Source organism: Burkholderia sp. IT-111MI5 (assembly GCF_949752865.1).
Taxonomy (GTDB): domain Bacteria; phylum Pseudomonadota; class Gammaproteobacteria; order Burkholderiales; family Burkholderiaceae; genus Burkholderia; species Burkholderia pyrrocinia_C.
Window position 1 is genome coordinate 44,274 of record NZ_CATKIF010000055.1, and the last position, 16,675, is coordinate 60,948.

At 66.8% G+C, this 16,675-nt stretch carries 14 protein-coding genes; all 14 read left to right on the plus strand.

The window, feature by feature from the left end:
* Window positions 1–41: 41 nt before the first annotated feature.
* Window positions 42–1,082 carry a Tim44 domain-containing protein gene (locus tag ACM6JT_RS27395; protein WP_034179007.1) on the plus strand — a complete coding sequence of 347 codons (1,041 nt, stop codon included), beginning with the start codon at window positions 42–44 and terminating at the stop codon, window positions 1,080–1,082.
* A gap of 164 nt (window positions 1,083–1,246) precedes the next feature.
* Window positions 1,247–1,873: an SCP2 domain-containing protein gene (locus tag ACM6JT_RS27400; protein WP_034179006.1), complete on the plus strand. Its 627-nt coding sequence runs from the start codon at window positions 1,247–1,249 to the stop codon at window positions 1,871–1,873.
* A gap of 12 nt (window positions 1,874–1,885) precedes the next feature.
* A complete protein-coding gene (gene ubiB, locus ACM6JT_RS27405; protein WP_034179005.1) occupies window positions 1,886–3,463 on the plus strand; it encodes a ubiquinone biosynthesis regulatory protein kinase UbiB in 1,578 nt (525 codons plus the stop codon).
* 17 nt (window positions 3,464–3,480) lie between these two features.
* Window positions 3,481–4,107 (plus strand): SAM-dependent methyltransferase, encoded by a 627-nt coding sequence (locus tag ACM6JT_RS27410; protein ID WP_414857689.1) that lies wholly within the window; start codon window positions 3,481–3,483, stop codon window positions 4,105–4,107.
* Between the two features lie 95 nt (window positions 4,108–4,202).
* Window positions 4,203–4,553: an FmdB family zinc ribbon protein gene (locus ACM6JT_RS27415; RefSeq protein WP_131947138.1), complete on the plus strand. Its 351-nt coding sequence runs from the start codon at window positions 4,203–4,205 to the stop codon at window positions 4,551–4,553.
* 61 nt (window positions 4,554–4,614) lie between these two features.
* Window positions 4,615–5,265, plus strand: coding sequence for a DUF502 domain-containing protein (locus ACM6JT_RS27420; protein ID WP_034179003.1), 651 nt, complete (start codon window positions 4,615–4,617; stop codon window positions 5,263–5,265).
* Window positions 5,266–5,332: 67 nt separating this feature from the next.
* Window positions 5,333–7,135, plus strand: coding sequence for an aspartate--tRNA ligase (gene aspS / locus ACM6JT_RS27425; RefSeq protein WP_034179002.1), 1,803 nt, complete (start codon window positions 5,333–5,335; stop codon window positions 7,133–7,135).
* 160 nt (window positions 7,136–7,295) lie between these two features.
* On the plus strand, window positions 7,296–7,790 hold the full coding sequence (nudB, locus tag ACM6JT_RS27430) for a dihydroneopterin triphosphate diphosphatase (RefSeq protein WP_243564899.1): 495 nt from the start codon (window positions 7,296–7,298) through the stop codon (window positions 7,788–7,790).
* Entirely contained in the window at window positions 7,787–9,061 is a 1,275-nt protein-coding gene (gene clsB, locus ACM6JT_RS27435) for a cardiolipin synthase ClsB (protein WP_034179001.1), read from the plus strand. Before nudB ends, clsB begins: the two co-directional genes overlap by 4 nt.
* A gap of 200 nt (window positions 9,062–9,261) precedes the next feature.
* Complete coding sequence (locus ACM6JT_RS27440; RefSeq protein WP_034179000.1) at window positions 9,262–9,861, plus strand: TetR/AcrR family transcriptional regulator; 600 nt, start codon at window positions 9,262–9,264, stop codon at window positions 9,859–9,861.
* Window positions 9,862–9,919: 58 nt separating this feature from the next.
* On the plus strand, window positions 9,920–11,707 hold the full coding sequence (locus ACM6JT_RS27445; protein ID WP_034178999.1) for an acyl-CoA dehydrogenase C-terminal domain-containing protein: 1,788 nt from the start codon (window positions 9,920–9,922) through the stop codon (window positions 11,705–11,707).
* A gap of 113 nt (window positions 11,708–11,820) precedes the next feature.
* Window positions 11,821–14,256, plus strand: coding sequence for a 3-hydroxyacyl-CoA dehydrogenase/enoyl-CoA hydratase family protein (locus tag ACM6JT_RS27450; protein WP_034178998.1), 2,436 nt, complete (start codon window positions 11,821–11,823; stop codon window positions 14,254–14,256).
* Window positions 14,257–14,287: 31 nt separating this feature from the next.
* Window positions 14,288–15,487, plus strand: a complete 1,200-nt coding sequence (locus tag ACM6JT_RS27455; RefSeq protein ID WP_034178997.1) for an acetyl-CoA C-acyltransferase — start codon at window positions 14,288–14,290, stop codon at window positions 15,485–15,487.
* A 92-nt stretch (window positions 15,488–15,579) separates the two neighbouring features.
* Window positions 15,580–16,347 carry an enoyl-CoA hydratase gene (locus ACM6JT_RS27460; RefSeq protein WP_131947142.1) on the plus strand — a complete coding sequence of 256 codons (768 nt, stop codon included), beginning with the start codon at window positions 15,580–15,582 and terminating at the stop codon, window positions 16,345–16,347.
* Window positions 16,348–16,675: the final 328 nt, after the last annotated feature.

The following is a 16,675-nucleotide window of genomic DNA, read 5'->3' on the forward strand; positions in this document are numbered from 1 at the left end:
GGGGTTCTTCCCATACATTTGTCTTACATCTGGAGAAAGTGATGTCCGAATCGCGTTCGTTGTTCAACCGTAGCAAGCCGTCGAAGCCGTGGGCTCGACGGGTCGGCACGCTGCTGATGGTCGGCCTGCTCACGGCCGGCACGTTCGCGTCGCTCGACGCCGAAGCCCGGCGCATGGGTGGCGGGCGCAGCATCGGCCGCCAGAATTCCACCGTCACGCAGCGCCAGGCCACGCCGCCCGCGCAGCAGCCGATGCAGCAGGCCGCGCCGTCGCAGGCGCAACGTGCCAACCCGGCCGCGCCCGCGCCGGCCGCGCAGCCCAACCGCTCGCGCTGGCTCGGGCCGATCGCCGGCCTCGCGGCCGGTCTCGGCATCGCGGCGCTGCTGTCGCACTTCGGTCTCGGCGAAGCGTTTGCCGGCATGATGTCGAACATCATCGTGATCGCGCTGCTCGCGATGATCGGCATCTGGCTGGTACGCAAGTTCATGAACCGCCGTCGCTCGCAGGAGCCGGCGTATTCGGTCGGCGGTTCGGCATCGTCGTCGGGCGGCTACTCGCAAAGCCCGTCGTTCCAGCAGGGCAACACCGGCAGCAATCAGGCGGGCAGCGGCAGCAGCTACGCGAACGAAGCGCAGGGCGTGTTCGGCGGCGGTGCCGCGGCTGCCGGCGCGGCAGCGGGTGCGATGGCCTCGGCCGCACCGCTCCAGGTGCCGGCCGGCTTCGACACCGAAGCGTTCCTGCGCAGCGCGAAGGTCTATTTCGTGCGCCTGCAGGCTGCGTGGGACCAGGGCAACCTGGCCGACATCCGCGAGTTCACGACGCCCGAAATGTTCGCCGAGATCAAGATCGACCTTGATTCGCGCGGCAACGAGTCGAACCAGACCGACGTCGTGCAGCTCGACGCGGAACTGGTCGCGATCGAGGATCGCGGCATCGAGCAGTCGGCGAGCGTGCGCTTCCACGGCCTGATCCGCGAATCGGCGAATGCGTCGGCCGCGCCGTTCGACGAAGTGTGGAACCTGTCGAAGTCGGGCAGTCAGGGCTGGCTGCTCGCGGGCATCCAGCAACTCAACACGCACTGAGCGTGACCGGCGGCCCGCGCCGCCGGATGCCCGGGCGAGCGCCGCCGCACTGCGACCGCTTGCCGCCCGGCTGTACGGTCGGGCACGGTCTGCCGACGATCCGACGTTACAATAGAAACCCGCGTGGGCGCCCGGCCTGCGCGGGTTTTTTCTTTCCCAGCCCGATGACCTTTGCCGCCAAGCCTTTTGCTGCTGCTGTCAATCACCTGCTCGCGCGCGAATCGTGGGCGCGCGACCGCCTGATTCCGTATGCGGGCAAGACTGCCCGGATCGACGTGCCCCCCGTCACGCTCACGCTGCTGGTGCAGCCCGACGGCTATCTGTCGGCTGTCGACGCGCACGATGCGCAACAGGTCGACGTGTCGATCGCACTCGCGGGCGACACGCTCGCCGCGTTCCTGCAGGGCGGCCAGGCGGCCGTGATGAAGCACGTGAAGATCGACGGCGATGCGGAGTTCGCGACGCAGATCGCGAAGCTTGCCGAGCACCTGCGCTGGGAACCGGAAGAAGATCTCGCGAAGCTGGTCGGCGACGCGGCGGCACACCGGATCGCGACGGTCGTGCGCGATGCCGGCGCACGCGCGCGACGTACCGGCCGCAACGTGCTCGATTCCGTCGCCGAGTACTGGCTCGACGAGAATCCGCAAGTCGTCCGGCGCACGGCGCTCGGCGGCTTCGACGCCGAACTGGCGCGCGCACGCGATGCGCTCGCGCGGGTCGAAAAGCGGGTCGAGCGACTCGAACAAAAAATCGGCGCGCGCACGGGTTCAGGCCCGCGCGGCGCGCACTGAGGGCCGCAGGGCATGCGCATTTTCCGTTTCATCAAGATTGTCTACACCGTCATCCGCTTTGGCCTCGACGAAGTGATGCTGTCCCGGATCGACGACCGGCGCGTGAAGCTGCTGCTGCGGATCACGACGATCGGCCGCCGCTATTCCGATCCGCCCGCCGTGCGGCTGCGTCACGCGCTCGAAAGCCTCGGCCCGATCTTCGTGAAGTTCGGCCAGGTGCTGTCGACGCGCCGCGACCTGCTGTCGGTCGATTTCGCGAACGAACTCGCGAAGCTGCAGGACCAGGTGCCGCCGTTCGATTCGGCGGTCGCGATCGCGATCATCGAGAAGTCGCTCGGTGCGCCGGTCGACGAGCTGTTCGACGAATTCGAGCGCGAGCCGATCGCGAGCGCGTCGATCGCGCAGGTGCATTTCGCGAAGCTCAAGCAGGGTGTGCACGCGGGCAAGGCCGTCGCCGTGAAGGTGCTGCGCCCGAACATGCTGTCCGTGATCGATTCGGATCTCGCGCTGATGCGCGACATCGCGATCTGGACCGAGCGCATGTGGGCCGACGGCCGGCGCCTGAAGCCGCGCGAGGTCGTCGCCGAATTCGACAAGTACCTGCACGACGAGCTCGACCTGATGCGCGAGGCCGCGAACGGCAGCCAGCTGCGCCGCAATTTCGCGGGCCTCGACCTGCTGCTCGTGCCCGAGATGTTCTGGGATTTTTCGACGTCGCAGGTGCTCGTGATGGAGCGCATGACCGGCGTGCCGATCAGCCAGGTCGAGACGCTGCGCTCGGCCGGCGTCGACATCAAGAAGCTCGCGCGCGAAGGCGTCGAGATCTTCTTCACGCAGGTGTTCCGCGACGGCTTCTTCCATGCGGACATGCACCCCGGCAACATCCAGGTGAGCCTCGACCCGAACACGTTCGGCCGCTACATCGCGCTCGATTTCGGGATCGTCGGCGCGCTGTCCGATTTCGACAAGAACTACCTCGCGCAGAACTTCCTCGCGTTCTTCAAGCGCGACTACCACCGCGTCGCGACGCTCCACCTCGAATCGGGCTGGGTGCCGCCCGAGACGCGCGTCGAGGAGCTCGAAAGCGCGATCCGCGCGGTGTGCGAGCCGTATTTCGACCGTGCGCTGAAGGACATCTCGCTCGGCCAGGTGCTGATGCGCCTGTTCTCGACGTCGCGCCGCTTCAACGTCGAGATCCAGCCGCAGCTCGTGCTGCTGCAGAAGACCATGCTGAACGTCGAGGGGCTCGGCCGCTCGCTCGACCCCGAACTCGACCTGTGGAAGACCGCGAAGCCTTACCTCGAGCGCTGGATGACCGAGCAGATCGGCCTGCGCGGCTGGTACGAGCGTTTCAAGGTCGAGGCGCCGCAGTGGAGCAAGACGCTGCCGCAACTGCCGCGCCTGATCCATCACGCGATGGCGGCGCGCCATGACGCACCGCGTGCCGCGAGCGAGGACCTGATGCGTCAGGTCCTCGTCGAGCAGAAGCGTACGAACCGGCTGCTGCAGGCGCTGCTGATCTTCGGCCTCGCCGTCGGCGTCGGGGCGCTCGTCGCGCGCGTGCTGCTGGCGCTCGCGTACGGCGCATGACCGAAAGGAGCAGCGCGATGTCCGATCCGAAGCAACCGGCCGCACCGGCGGCCGCCGATTTCGCGACGCGCGACCCCGGCAACGCATCGTTCTGGGACGAGCGTTTCGAGCGCGGCGTGACGCCGTGGGAATTCGGCGGCGTGCCGGACGGCTTTCGCGTGTTCGCGCACCGGCTCGAGCCGTGCGCGGTGCTGATTCCCGGCTGCGGCAGTGCGCAGGAGGCCGGGTGGCTCGCGCAGGCCGGCTGGCCCGTGCGTGCGATCGATTTCGCCGCGCAGGCGGTGGCTGTCGCGAAGGCGCAGCTCGGCGCGCATGCGGACGTCGTCGAGCAGGCCGATTTCTTCGCGTACCGGCCGCCGTTCGACGTGCAGTGGGTGTACGAGCGTGCGTTCCTGTGCGCGCTGCCGCCGAGCCTGCGCGCCGACTATGCGGCACGGATGGCCGAGCTGCTGCCGGCAGGCGGATTGTTGGCCGGCTATTTCTTCCTGACGGCGAAACCGAAAGGGCCGCCGTTCGGGATCGAGCGTGCCGAACTCGACGCGCTGCTCGCGCCGCACTTCGAACTGATCGAGGATTTGCCCGTGACCGATTCGCTGCCGGTGTTCGAAGGGCACGAGCGCTGGCTCACGTGGCGCCGCCGCTGATGCGCGGGCGTCACGGCCGTTGCCGGAGCGCGCCGAGGTTTCGGCTATAATTCAAGGTTTTGCAAGCCGTTTCCAGTTTCCGCGGGAAAAATATCATGCCGATCTACGCCTATCGATGCGAAGCGTGTGGTTTCGCGAAGGACGTGCTCCAGAAGATGAGCGACGCGCCGCTGTCGCAGTGCCCGGAATGCGGGAAGGATGCGTTTCGCAAGCAGGTCACTGCCGCGGGCTTCCAGCTGAAGGGTTCGGGTTGGTATGTCACCGATTTCCGCGGCGGTTCGGGCGGCACCAGCGCACCGGCGTCGGCGTCGGGCGACGCGGCGCCGGCAGCCGCTGCGGCGGCCGCGCCCGCAGCGGACGCGCCGGCTGCATCGAGCAGTTCCGAAAGCACGACGACGAGCGCCGCGCCGGCCCCGGCCGCAGCGCCCGCCGCCGCCAGCAGTTGACCGTCGCGGCCCGGCCGGGCCGCGACCACCCCGCGCCGACGGCGCGGTTCATTGACGGCAGATGATGAAAAAGACGACCCTGAAATCGGTGTTTCTGACCGGCCTGCTGGTTCTCGTCCCGCTCGCGATCACGCTGTGGGTGCTCGGTCTCATCATCGGCACGATGGACCAGACGCTGCTCCTGCTGCCCGAATCGTGGCAGCCCGAGCGGCTGCTCGGCTTCCACCTGCCGGGGATCGGCGCGGTGCTGACGCTCGCGTTCATCTTCATCGTCGGGCTGGCCACGCGGAATTTCATCGGCCAGAAGCTCGTCACCTGGTGGAATGCGGTCGTGCGCCACATCCCGGTGGTCGGGCCGATCTACACGAGCGTCAAGCAGGTGTCGGACACGCTGCTGTCGAGCAGCGGCAACGCGTTTCGCAAGGCGCTGCTGATCGAATACCCGCGCCGCGGCTCGTATACGATCGCGTTTCTGACCGGCACGCCCGGCGGCGACGTGCTCAATCATCTGACGGAAGAATACGTGAGCGTGTATATCCCGACGACGCCGAACCCGACGTCGGGCTTCTTCCTGATGCTGCCGAAGAGCGAAGTCATCGAACTCGACATGTCGGTCGATGCCGCGCTGAAGTACATCGTCTCGATGGGCGTCGTGGCGCCCCCGGCGCCGGCTCCGGCGCCCGCCCGCCGCCCCGTCGAGCCGCCGCTGTAAGTAAAGAATCATCGCCCGGGCCGCGCGTTGCGGCACCCGTTGATCAAACCGAACGAAAGCAAACATCATGTCGATGCGTACTGAATACTGCGGTCTCGTGACCGAACACCTGCTGGGCCAAACCGTGTCGCTGTGCGGCTGGGTGCAGCGCCGCCGCGATCACGGCGGTGTGATCTTCATCGACCTGCGCGATCGTGAAGGCCTCGTGCAGGTGGTGTGCGACCCGGATCGCGCGGAGATGTTCGCGACCGCCGAAGGCGTGCGCAACGAGTTCTGCGTGCAGATCAAGGGCCTCGTGCGCAACCGTCCGGACGGCACGGTCAACGCCGGCCTGAAGAGCGGCAAGATCGAAGTGCTGTGCCACGAACTGAACGTGCTGAACGCGTCGGTCACGCCGCCGTTCCAGCTCGACGACGACAACCTGTCGGAAACGACGCGTCTCACGCACCGCGTGCTCGACCTGCGCCGTCCGCAGATGCAGCACAACCTGCGCCTGCGCTACCGCGTCGCGATCGAGGCGCGCAAGTACCTCGACGAGCAGGGCTTCATCGACATCGAAACGCCGATGCTGACGAAGAGCACGCCGGAAGGCGCGCGCGACTACCTCGTGCCGTCGCGCGTGAACGCGGGCCAGTTCTTCGCGCTGCCGCAGTCGCCGCAGCTGTTCAAGCAGCTGCTGATGGTCGCGAACTTCGACCGTTACTACCAGATCACCAAGTGCTTCCGCGACGAAGATCTCCGTGCCGACCGTCAGCCGGAATTCACGCAGATCGACTGCGAGACGTCGTTCCTCGGCGAGCAGGAAATCCGTGACCTGTTCGAGGACATGATCCGTCACATCTTCAAGACGACGATCGACGTCGAGCTCGACGCGACGTTCCCGGTGATGCCGTACTCGGAAGCGATGGCGCGTTTCGGTTCGGACAAGCCGGACCTGCGCGTGCAGCTCGAATTCACCGAGCTGACCGACGCGATGAAGGACGTCGACTTCAAGGTGTTCAGCACGCCGGCCAACGCGAAGGACGGCCGGGTCGCGGCGCTGCGCGTACCGAAGGGCGGCGAGCTGTCGCGCGGCGACATCGACGGCTACACGGAATTCGTGCGCATCTACGGCGCGAAGGGCCTCGCATGGATCAAGGTCAACGAGAAGGCGAAGGGCCGCGACGGCCTGCAGAGCCCGATCGTCAAGAACCTGCACGACGCGTCGATCGCGGCGATCCTCGAGCGCACCGGCGCTGAAGACGGCGACATCATCTTCTTCGCGGCCGACCGCGCGAAGGTCGTCAACGACAGCCTCGGCGCGCTGCGCCTGAAGATCGGCCATTCGGAATTCGGCAAGGCGAACGGCCTCGTCCAGGCCGGCTGGAAGCCGCTGTGGGTCGTCGATTTCCCGATGTTCGAATACGACGACGAAGATGCGCGCTACGTCGCTGCGCACCACCCGTTCACGAGCCCGAAGGACGAGCACCTCGAGTACCTCGAGACCGACCCGGGCCGCTGCCTCGCGAAGGCATACGACATGGTGCTGAACGGCTGGGAAATCGGTGGCGGCTCGGTGCGTATCCATCGCGAGGAAGTGCAGAGCAAGGTGTTCCGCGCGCTGAAGATCGGTGCGGAAGAGGCTCAGCTGAAGTTCGGCTTCCTGCTGGACGCACTGCAGTACGGCGCGCCGCCGCACGGCGGTATCGCGTTCGGCCTCGACCGCATCGTCACGATGATGGCCGGCGCCGACTCGATCCGCGACGTGATCGCGTTCCCGAAGACGCAGCGTGCGCAGGATCTGCTCACGCAGGCACCGAGCCCGGTCGACGAGCGTCAGCTGCGCGAACTGCACATCCGTCTGCGTCAGCCGGAACAGCCGAAGGCGTAACGCGTTTTCGCACCCGGTCGTGTGTGCGGCGACGCGCACACGACGCAACTGAAAAAGGCGCAGCGATGCGCCTTTTTCAGTTTTTGCGGTACAGTCGCAGCACTTGCCGCACGTTCGGAGCACATGCCCGGCGCGCGGCCCCGTGCCGCATGAAACCAAGATGACGAAGCCGCCGAAAATCCCCGAATCCGTTCTCGTCGTGATCTACACGCCCGACCTCGATGTGCTGGTGATCAAGCGTGCCGACCAGCCCGATTTCTGGCAATCGGTGACCGGATCGAAGGACGCGCTCGACGAGCCGCTCGCGGTCACGGCCGCGCGCGAAGTGGCCGAGGAAACCGGTATCTCGGTCGGCACGCCGGACGTGCCGGCCACCGCGCTGGTCGACTGGCGTCACCGGATCGAATACACGATCTATCCGCAATACCTGCACCGCTACGCACCGGGCGTCACGCGCAACACCGAGCACTGGTTCGGCCTGTGCGTGCCGCATCGCGTCGACGTGACGCTGTCGCCGCGCGAGCATGTGGATCACGCGTGGCTGCCGTTCCGCGAGGCGGCCGCGCGCTGCTTCTCGCCGTCGAACGCCGAGGCGATCCTGCAATTGCCCGTGCGCGTCGCGCTCGCGCGCACGCCGCACGGCTCGTCCGCATGACTGCGGAGGCTCGCAAGCGCTTCGCGCAATTGCGGCAGATGTTCCTGCAGGAACGCGGCTCGGCGTCGCGGCTCGCGTTCACGGCGGGCAACACGGTGCGGTTGTGCGAGGGCGGCGGCGAATTCTTCCGGGCACTGATCGAGCGGATCGATGCCGCGCGCGAGCAGGTGATGCTCGAAACCTATATCTTCTGCGACGATGCGGCCGGCCGGCCGGTATCGGATGCGCTGATCCGCGCGGCGCAGCGCGGCGTGCGCGTGCGCGTGATCACCGACGGCGTCGGCACCGCGCGCCTGCCGCTGTTCGACATGTGGGCAGAGGCCGGCGTCGAGCACTGCATCTACAACCGTTTCCTGTTCGGCCGCTTCGGCTTCTCGCGTACGCACCGCAAGCTCGCGGTGATCGATCACGCGGCCGCGTTCTGCGGCGGCATCAACATCATCGACGACTACGCGCAAAACGGCACGACGCTGCCGTTTCCGCGCTGGGATTTCGCGGTCGAGATGGCGGGGCCGGCAGTATCCGACGTGCGCGCCGCGTTCGAGCTGCAGTGGCACCGGATCCTGTTCGGTCACAAGCCGTACGCACAGTACGCGGCCGGGCTGCATGGCGGCGAAGCGTTCCCCGACATGTTCCGGCGCTGGATACGCAGCCACCGGTGGATCAAGGCCGGCGCGCTGCGGGTCGTGACGGAGCCGAGCGTCGCGTTCGTCGCGCGCGACAACGTCGTGAACCGCCGCGCGATCGAGAAGGCCTATCTCGCGGCGATCGGCCAGGCGCGCCAGCGGATCCTGGTCGCGAATCCGTATTTCATGCCCGGCCGCAAGCTGCGCCGTGCGCTGACGGGCGCCGCGCGACGCGGCGTCGACGTGCGGGTCCTGATCGGCCGCAAGGAGTTCGCGGCGCTCGATACGGCCGTGCCGTTCCTCTATCACACGCTGCTGCGCGCGGGCGTGCGCGTTGCCGAATACGACAAGACGATGCTGCACGGCAAGGTGGCCGTGATCGACGACAACTGGGCGACGGTCGGATCGTCGAATCTGGACGCGCTGAGCCTGATGCTGAACAATGAGGCGAACGTCGTGCTGGTGCGCTACGATTCGGTCACGAACGAACTGCGCGACGCGATCGCGGCCGCGTTCGCCGACGGCCGGGAGATCGACGCCGCGCGATTCGCCGCGCGCCCGCGCATCGAGCGTATGCTGAACTGGCTCGCCTATACGGTGTATCGCGTCGTGATGAAGGCGCTGACGGTCGGCAGTTACGACTGACGCGGACTAAGCGTTCGCTTCAAAAAATCTATCCGCACGTTCGTGCGGAAAAGCCGCTCCGGTCCCGCCGGAATCGCGCAAAATAGCGGCTCGGTTAGACACCGGTTTCTAATAATTTCCTTGTTTCGCGAGCGGCCGCACTCAATAATAGTACGGCCGTTCGATTTTATTCGAACCCCCGAACGGTTACAGAAATAGCTATGCGAAAAGGCGAACAGACGCGTGCCGCGATACTTGAAGCTGCTTTGGACCTCGCCAGCCGTGACGGGCTGGAGGGGCTGACGATCGGCCTGCTGGCCGAGCGCATGCAGATGAGCAAGAGTGGCGTGTTCGCGCACTTCGGATCGCGCGAGGACCTGCAGGTCGAGGTCGTCCGCGAGTATCACCATCGTTTCGAAAACGAGGTGTTCTTTCCGAGCCTGCGCGAAGCGCGCGGTCTGCCGCGTCTGCGGGCGATGCTGGCGCGCTGGATCGAGAAGCGCATTCAGGAGGTGACGACTGGATGCATCTACATCAGCGGCGCAGTGGAGTACGACGACCGGCCGGACAGCCCCGTGCGCGAGCAGTTGATCGCGAGCGTGACCGCCTGGCGTGCCGCGTTGCTGCGCGCCATTTCGCAGGCGATGGAAGAGGGGCATCTGCGCACGGATACCGATCCGGACCTGATGCTCTTCGAGTTGTACAGCTTCACGCTCGGCCTGCATCACGACGCACGTTTCCTGCATTCGCCGGATGCCGTGCGCCTCACGTGGGCCGCGCTGGAAAAGACGATTGTTTCGTATCAGAGCGAGAGCCGTTAGCGGCGCGTGATCCGCCCGCCAGGAGCTCGAGCCGTTTTGCCCACCTTTGGAGAGAGTCATGGGACAGTACGCCGCGCCGCTGCGCGACATGCAATTCGTGTTGCACGAGCTTCTGAACGTCGAAGCCGAAGTCAAGCAAATGCCCAAGCATGCGGACCTCGACGCCGACACGATCAACCAGGTCCTCGAGGAGGCGGGCAAGTTCTGCTCCGAGGTGCTGTTCCCGCTGAACCAGGTCGGCGACCGCGAAGGCTGCACGTATGAAGGCGACGGCGTCGTGAAGACCCCGACCGGCTTCAAGGAAGCCTACCGGCAATACGTCGAGGCCGGCTGGCCGGCGCTGGGCTGCGACCCGGACTACGGCGGCCAGGGCCTGCCCGCGTTCGTGAACAACGCGCTCTACGAGATGATGAACTCGGCGAACCAGGCATGGACGATGTATCCGGGCCTGTCGCACGGCGCGTACGAATGCCTGCACGCACACGGCGCACCGGAACTGCAAAAGACCTACCTGCCGAAGCTCGTGACGGGCGAATGGACCGGCACGATGTGCCTGACCGAGCCGCACTGCGGCACCGACCTCGGCATCCTGCGCACCAAGGCCGAACCGAACGGCGACGGCTCCTACTCGATCAGCGGCACGAAGATCTTCATCTCGAGCGGCGAACACGACATGGCCGAGAACATCGTCCACCTCGTGCTCGCGCGCCTGCCGGACGCGCCGCAGGGCACGAAGGGGATCTCGCTGTTCATCGTGCCGAAGTTCATCCCCGATGCAGCGGGCGAGCCGGGCGAGCGCAACGGCATCAAGTGCGGCTCGATCGAGCACAAGATGGGCATCCACGGCAACTCGACTTGCGTGATGAACCTCGACAACGCGAAGGGCTGGATGGTCGGCGAGCCGAACAAGGGCTTGAACGCGATGTTCGTGATGATGAACGCGGCCCGCCTCGGCGTCGGCGCGCAGGGCCTCGGCCTCACGGAAGTCGCTTATCAGAACTCGCTCGCGTATGCGAAGGAGCGCCTGCAGATGCGCTCGCTGACGGGCCCGAAGGCACCGGACAAGCCGGCCGACCCGATCATCGTGCACCCGGACGTGCGCCGCATGCTGCTCACGCAGAAGGCGTACGCGGAAGGCGCGCGCGCGTTCACGTACTGGTCCGCGCTGCAGATCGACAAGGAGCTGTCGCACGCCGACGAAGCGGTGCGCAAGGAAGCGGCCGACCTCGTCGCGCTGCTCACGCCGATCATCAAGGCGTTCCTGACCGACAACGCGTTCGAGTGCACGAACCACGCGATGCAGATCTACGGCGGCCACGGCTTCATCTCCGAGTGGGGCATGGAGCAATACGTGCGCGACGCGCGGATCAACATGATCTACGAAGGCACGAACTCGATCCAGTCGCTCGACCTGCTGGGCCGCAAGGTGCTCGGCGACATGGGCGCGAAGCTGAAGAAGTTCGGCAAGCTCGTCACGGAATTCGCGGAAGCCGAAGGCGTGAAGCCGGAAATGGCCGAGTTCATCAACCCGCTCGCCGACATCGGCGACAAGGTGCAGAAGCTGACGATGGAAATCGGCATGAAGGCGATGCAGAACCCCGACGAAGTCGGCGCTGCCGCCGTGCCGTACCTGCGCACCGTCGGCCACCTGGTGTTCTCGTACTTCTGGGCGCGGATGGCGCGCATCGCACTCGACAACGAAGCGTCGGGCGATCCGTTCTACAAATCGAAGCTCGCGACTGCCCGCTTCTACTTCGCGCGCCTGCTGCCCGAGACGGCATCGACGATCCGCGCCGCGCGCGCCGGCTCGAAGACGCTGATGGAAGTCGACGAATCGCTGTTCTGACGCGAGTCCGGGCGGTGCGCGATGCGTACCGCCCGAACGCAACGGTTCCTGGTACTCACTTCTCCGTGCAGCCCTCACATTCCGCGCTGCACGACACTATCCGGAGACATCCCGTGAGCAATTTCCTGATTCGCAAGGTCGCCGTGCTGGGCGCCGGCGTGATGGGCGCGCAGATCGCCGCGCACCTCATCAACGCGCGCGTGCCGGTGCTGCTGTTCGACCTGCCGGCCAAGGAAGGCCCGAAAAACGCGATCGCGCTGAAGGCGATCGAGAACCTGAAGAAGCTGTCGCCCGCGCCGTTCGGCGTGAAGGACGACGCAAAGTATCTCGAGGCGGCGAACTACGAAGACGACATCGCGAAGCTGGCCGAATGCGATGTCGTGATCGAGGCGATCGCCGAGCGGATGGACTGGAAGCACGACCTGTACAAGAAGGTCGCGCCGCACATCGCGCCGAACGCGATCTTCGCGACCAACACGTCGGGCCTGTCGATCACGAAGTTGTCCGAAGGTTTCTCGGACGAGCTGAAGGCGCGCTTCTGCGGCGTGCACTTCTTCAACCCGCCGCGCTACATGCACCTCGTCGAGCTGATCCCGACCGCGCATACGCGCCCGGAGATCCTCGACCAGCTCGAGACGTTCCTGACGAGCATCGTCGGCAAGGGCGTCGTGCGCGCGAAGGACACGCCGAACTTCATCGCGAACCGCGTCGGCATCTTCTCGATCCTCGCGGTGATCACCGAGGCCGCGAAGTTCGGCCTGCGCTTCGACGAAGTCGACGACCTGACGGGCAGCCGCCTCGGCCGCGCGAAGTCGGCGACGTTCCGCACCGCGGACGTGGTCGGCCTCGACACGATGGCGCACGTGATCAAGACGATGCAGGACAACCTCGCCGACGATCCGTTCTTCCCGGTCTACCAGACGCCTGCCGTGCTCGCCGAACTGGTGAAGCAGGGCGCGCTCGGCCAGAAGACGGGCGGCGGTTTCTACAAGAAGGAAGGCAAGGCGATCAAGGTGCTCGACGCGAAGACGGGCACCTACGTCGATTCGGGCGCAAAGGCTGACGAAACCGTCGGCCGCATCCTGAAGCGTCCGCCGGCCGAGCGCCTGAAGCTGCTGCGCGAGACGGACCATCCGCACGCGCAGTTCCTGTGGTCGATCTTCCGCGACGTGTTCCACTACATCGGCGTGCATCTCGAGTCGATCGCCGACAACGCGCGCGACGTCGACCTCGCGATCCGCTGGGGCTTCGGCTGGAACGAAGGCCCGTTCGAAGGCTGGCAGGCTGCCGGCTGGAAGCAGGTCGCCGAGTGGGTGCAGGAAGACATCGCGGCCGGCAAGGCGCTCGCGAACGTGCCGCTGCCGTCGTGGGTGCTCGACGGCCCGGTCGCCGAGCAGGGCGGCGTGCACACGGCCGAAGGCTCGTGGGCGCCGGCAGCGCAGCGCTTCGTGCCGCGTTCGGACCTCGCGGTCTACGGCAAGCAGGTGTTCCGTGCGCCGTTGCTCGGCGAAACCGGTGCCGATCCGAAGACGTACGGCAAGACGCTGTTCGAAACCGACGCGGTGCGCGCCTGGGTCGACGACCGTGCGGGCGAGGACGACGTCGTGATCGTGTCGTTCAAGTCGAAGATGAACACGATCGGACCGAGCGTGATCGACGGCCTCGTGCAGGCGATCGAACTCGCGGAGAAGGACTACAAGGGCGTGGTGATCTGGCAGCCGACGTCGCTGAAGCTCGGCACGCCGGGCGGCCCGTTCTCGGCCGGTGCGAACCTCGAAGAGGCGATGCCCGCGTTCATGATGGGCGGCGCGAAGGGCATCGAGCCGTTCGTGAAGAAGTTCCAGGAAGGCATGCTGCGCGTGAAGTACGCGAACGTGCCGGTCGTTGCAGCCGTGTCGGGCATCGCGCTCGGCGGCGGGTGCGAGCTGATGCTGCACAGCGCGAAGCGCGTCGTGCACGTCGAGAGCTACATCGGTCTCGTCGAAGTGGGTGTCGGCCTCGTGCCGGCGGGCGGCGGCCTGAAGGAAGCCGCGCTGCGCGCGGCGGATGCCGCCACGGCCGCGAACGCGACCACCGACATCCTGAAGTTCGTCACGAAGTCGTTCGAGAACGCGGCGATGGCGAAGGTGTCGGCGTCCGCGCACGATGCGCGTGCGATGGGCTACCTGAAGCCGTCCGACACGATCATCTTCAACGTGTTCGAACTGCTCGACACCGCGAAGAAGGAAGCGCGCGCACTGGCCGCAAGCGGCTACCGCGCACCGCTGCGGGCGAAGGACGTGCCGGTCGCGGGCCGCTCGGCGATCGCGACGATCAAGGCATCGCTCGTCAACATGCGTGACGGCCGCTTCATCAGCGAGCACGACTACCTGATCGCGAGCCGCATCGCCGAAGCCGTGTGCGGCGGCGACGTCGAAGCCGGCAGCCTCGTCGACGAGCAGTGGCTGCTCGCGCTCGAGCGCCGCGCGTTCGTCGAGCTGCTCGGCACGCAGAAGACGCAGGAACGGATCATGGGCATGTTGCAGACCGGCAAGCCGGTGCGTAACTGAGCGAGCGGACAGAGCGGACAAGGAGTCTGAAATGAGCAAACAATTGCAAGACGCATACATCGTCGCCGCCAGCCGCACGCCGATCGGCAAGGCCCCGCGCGGTGTATTCAAGAACACGCGCCCGGACGAGCTGCTGGTCCACGCGATCAGGTCGGCGGTCGCGCAGGTGCCCGGCTTCGACACGAAGCTGATCGAGGATGCGATCATCGGCTGCGCGATTCCGGAAGCCGAGCAGGGCCTGAACGTCGCGCGGATGGGCGCGCTGCTCGCGGGCCTGCCGCAGACGGTCGGCGGCGTGACGGTCAACCGCTTCTGCGCGTCGGGCATCACGGCACTCGCGATGGCGGCCGACCGCATCCGTGTCGGCGAGTCGGATGCGCTGCTCGCGGGCGGCTGCGAATCGATGAGCATGGTGCCGATGATGGGCAACAAGCCGTCGATGTCGCCGCACATCTTCGATCGTAACGAAGACTTCGGCATCGCGTACGGGATGGGCCTGACGGCCGAGCGCGTCGCCGACCAGTGGAAGGTGAGCCGCGAGGACCAGGACGCGTTCTCGGTCGAGTCGCACCGCAAGGCGCTCGCCGCGCAGCAGGCCGGCGAGTTCAACGACGAGATCGCCGCATACACGCTCACCGAGCGTTTCCCGAACCTCGCGACCGGCGAAGTCGACGTGAAGACGCGCGAGATCGCGCTCGACGAAGGCCCGCGCGCGGACACGTCGCTCGAAGGCCTCGCGAAGCTGCGCACGGTGTTCGCGAACAAGGGCTCGGTCACGGCCGGCAACAGCTCGCAGACGTCGGACGGCGCCGGTGCGCTGCTCGTCGTGTCGGAGAAGGTGCTCAAGGAGTTCAACCTGACGCCGCTCGCGCGCTTCGTGAGCTTCGCGGTGCGCGGCGTGCCGCCGGAAATCATGGGCATCGGTCCGAAGGAAGCGATTCCGGCCGCGCTGAAGGCCGCGGGCCTGAAGCAGGACGATCTCGACTGGATCGAGCTGAACGAGGCGTTCGCCGCGCAATCGCTGGCGGTGATCCGCGATCTCGGCCTCGACCCGTCGAAGGTCAACCCGCTGGGCGGCGCGATCGCGCTCGGCCACCCGCTCGGCGCGACCGGCGCGATCCGCGCGGCGACCGTCGTGCACGGCCTGCGCCGCCGCAACCTGAAGTACGGGATGGTCACGATGTGCGTCGGCACCGGCATGGGCGCGGCGGGCATCATCGAACGCCTGTAAGCGGGACGCGACGAAAAGCGACGACGGTGCGCGGGCCACGAGCTCGCGCACCGTTTTTTCATTCCGATAGAGGAAAGTCAAAGGAGACGGTTGTGGCCGAAATTCAAGTGGAACGCGCCGATGGCGTGATGACGATCACGATCGCGCGCCCGGCGAAGAAGAACGCGCTGACGGCGGCGATGTACCAGACGATGGCCGACGCACTCGCCGAAGCGCAGGAAGACAAGGCGGTCCGCGTGATCCTGCTGCGCGGCGGCGACGGCAATTTCAGCTCGGGGAACGATCTCGAGGATTTCCTGAAGGCGCCGCCGAAGGACGAGAACGCGCCGGTGTTCCAGTTTCTCGCGCGGATCAGTGGTGCACCGAAGCCGATCGTCGCCGCGGTGCCGGGCATCGCGGTCGGCGTCGGCGTGACGATGCTGCTGCACTGCGATCTCGTCTATGCGGCCGACACCGCGACGTTCTCGCTGCCGTTCGCGCAGCTCGGGCTGTGCCCGGAAGCCGCATCGAGCGCGCTGCTGCCGCGCCTGGCCGGCCATCAGGTCGCCGCGGAGAAGCTGCTGCTCGGCGAGGCGTTCGATGCGCTGGAAGCGCACCGGATCGGCATCGTCAACCGCGTGCTGCCGGCCGCCGAGCTCGACGCGTTCGCGGCGAAGCAGGCGGCGAAGCTCGCGGCGCTGCCGGCGTCGTCGCTGCGCGTGACGAAGGCGCTGCTGAAGGATACGGGCGGCGTGGCGACCGCCGCGCGGATGGCCGAAGAGGCGGGCCATTTCTCCGCGATGCTGCGCGCGCCGGAAGCGCGCGAGGCGATGACCGCGTTCTTCGAGAAGCGCAAGCCGGATTTCCGTCAGTTCGACTGACACCGGGCCCCCGTGCGTTGCCGCCCCGGATTCCTTCACCGTCCGAGGCGGCCACGCTAGCCCGCGCGAGCCGCCGACCGCGCGGCTTGCGTTGGGTCTTCACGGCCGATGCGTCAATCGACGCGTCGGCTCGAACCTGCGCCGCTGCGCGTTCGCGCGGCGTTCCGCGTTCCCCTGCGCCGTTCTGCTGCCGTACTGCACTCACAACGCGCGTCGGTGTCGACGATGGCGTGGCGTGATGCCGCGGTCGGCGTCTCTCGTGTCGCGGTGCGGCGCCGTCATGTTTCCCGTTTCGCCATTGCCGCCCGCCATCCGCGGGGCTTGAGCG

What these genes read in the sequence shown, in the direction of transcription:
- ACM6JT_RS27395 (WP_034179007.1), top strand. Translation starts at nt 42, where the DNA reads ATGTCCGAATCGCGTTCGTTGTTCAACCGTAGCAAGCCGTCGAAGCCG.
- ACM6JT_RS27400 (WP_034179006.1), top strand. Translation starts at nt 1,247, where the DNA reads ATGACCTTTGCCGCCAAGCCTTTTGCTGCTGCTGTCAATCACCTGCTC.
- ubiB (WP_034179005.1), top strand. Translation starts at nt 1,886, where the DNA reads ATGCGCATTTTCCGTTTCATCAAGATTGTCTACACCGTCATCCGCTTT.
- ACM6JT_RS27410 (WP_414857689.1), top strand. Translation starts at nt 3,481, where the DNA reads ATGTCCGATCCGAAGCAACCGGCCGCACCGGCGGCCGCCGATTTCGCG.
- ACM6JT_RS27415 (WP_131947138.1), top strand. Translation starts at nt 4,203, where the DNA reads ATGCCGATCTACGCCTATCGATGCGAAGCGTGTGGTTTCGCGAAGGAC.
- ACM6JT_RS27420 (WP_034179003.1), top strand. Translation starts at nt 4,615, where the DNA reads ATGATGAAAAAGACGACCCTGAAATCGGTGTTTCTGACCGGCCTGCTG.
- aspS (WP_034179002.1), top strand. Translation starts at nt 5,333, where the DNA reads ATGTCGATGCGTACTGAATACTGCGGTCTCGTGACCGAACACCTGCTG.
- nudB (WP_243564899.1), top strand. Translation starts at nt 7,296, where the DNA reads ATGACGAAGCCGCCGAAAATCCCCGAATCCGTTCTCGTCGTGATCTAC.
- clsB (WP_034179001.1), top strand. Translation starts at nt 7,787, where the DNA reads ATGACTGCGGAGGCTCGCAAGCGCTTCGCGCAATTGCGGCAGATGTTC.
- ACM6JT_RS27440 (WP_034179000.1), top strand. Translation starts at nt 9,262, where the DNA reads ATGCGAAAAGGCGAACAGACGCGTGCCGCGATACTTGAAGCTGCTTTG.
- ACM6JT_RS27445 (WP_034178999.1), top strand. Translation starts at nt 9,920, where the DNA reads ATGGGACAGTACGCCGCGCCGCTGCGCGACATGCAATTCGTGTTGCAC.
- ACM6JT_RS27455 (WP_034178997.1), top strand. Translation starts at nt 14,288, where the DNA reads ATGAGCAAACAATTGCAAGACGCATACATCGTCGCCGCCAGCCGCACG.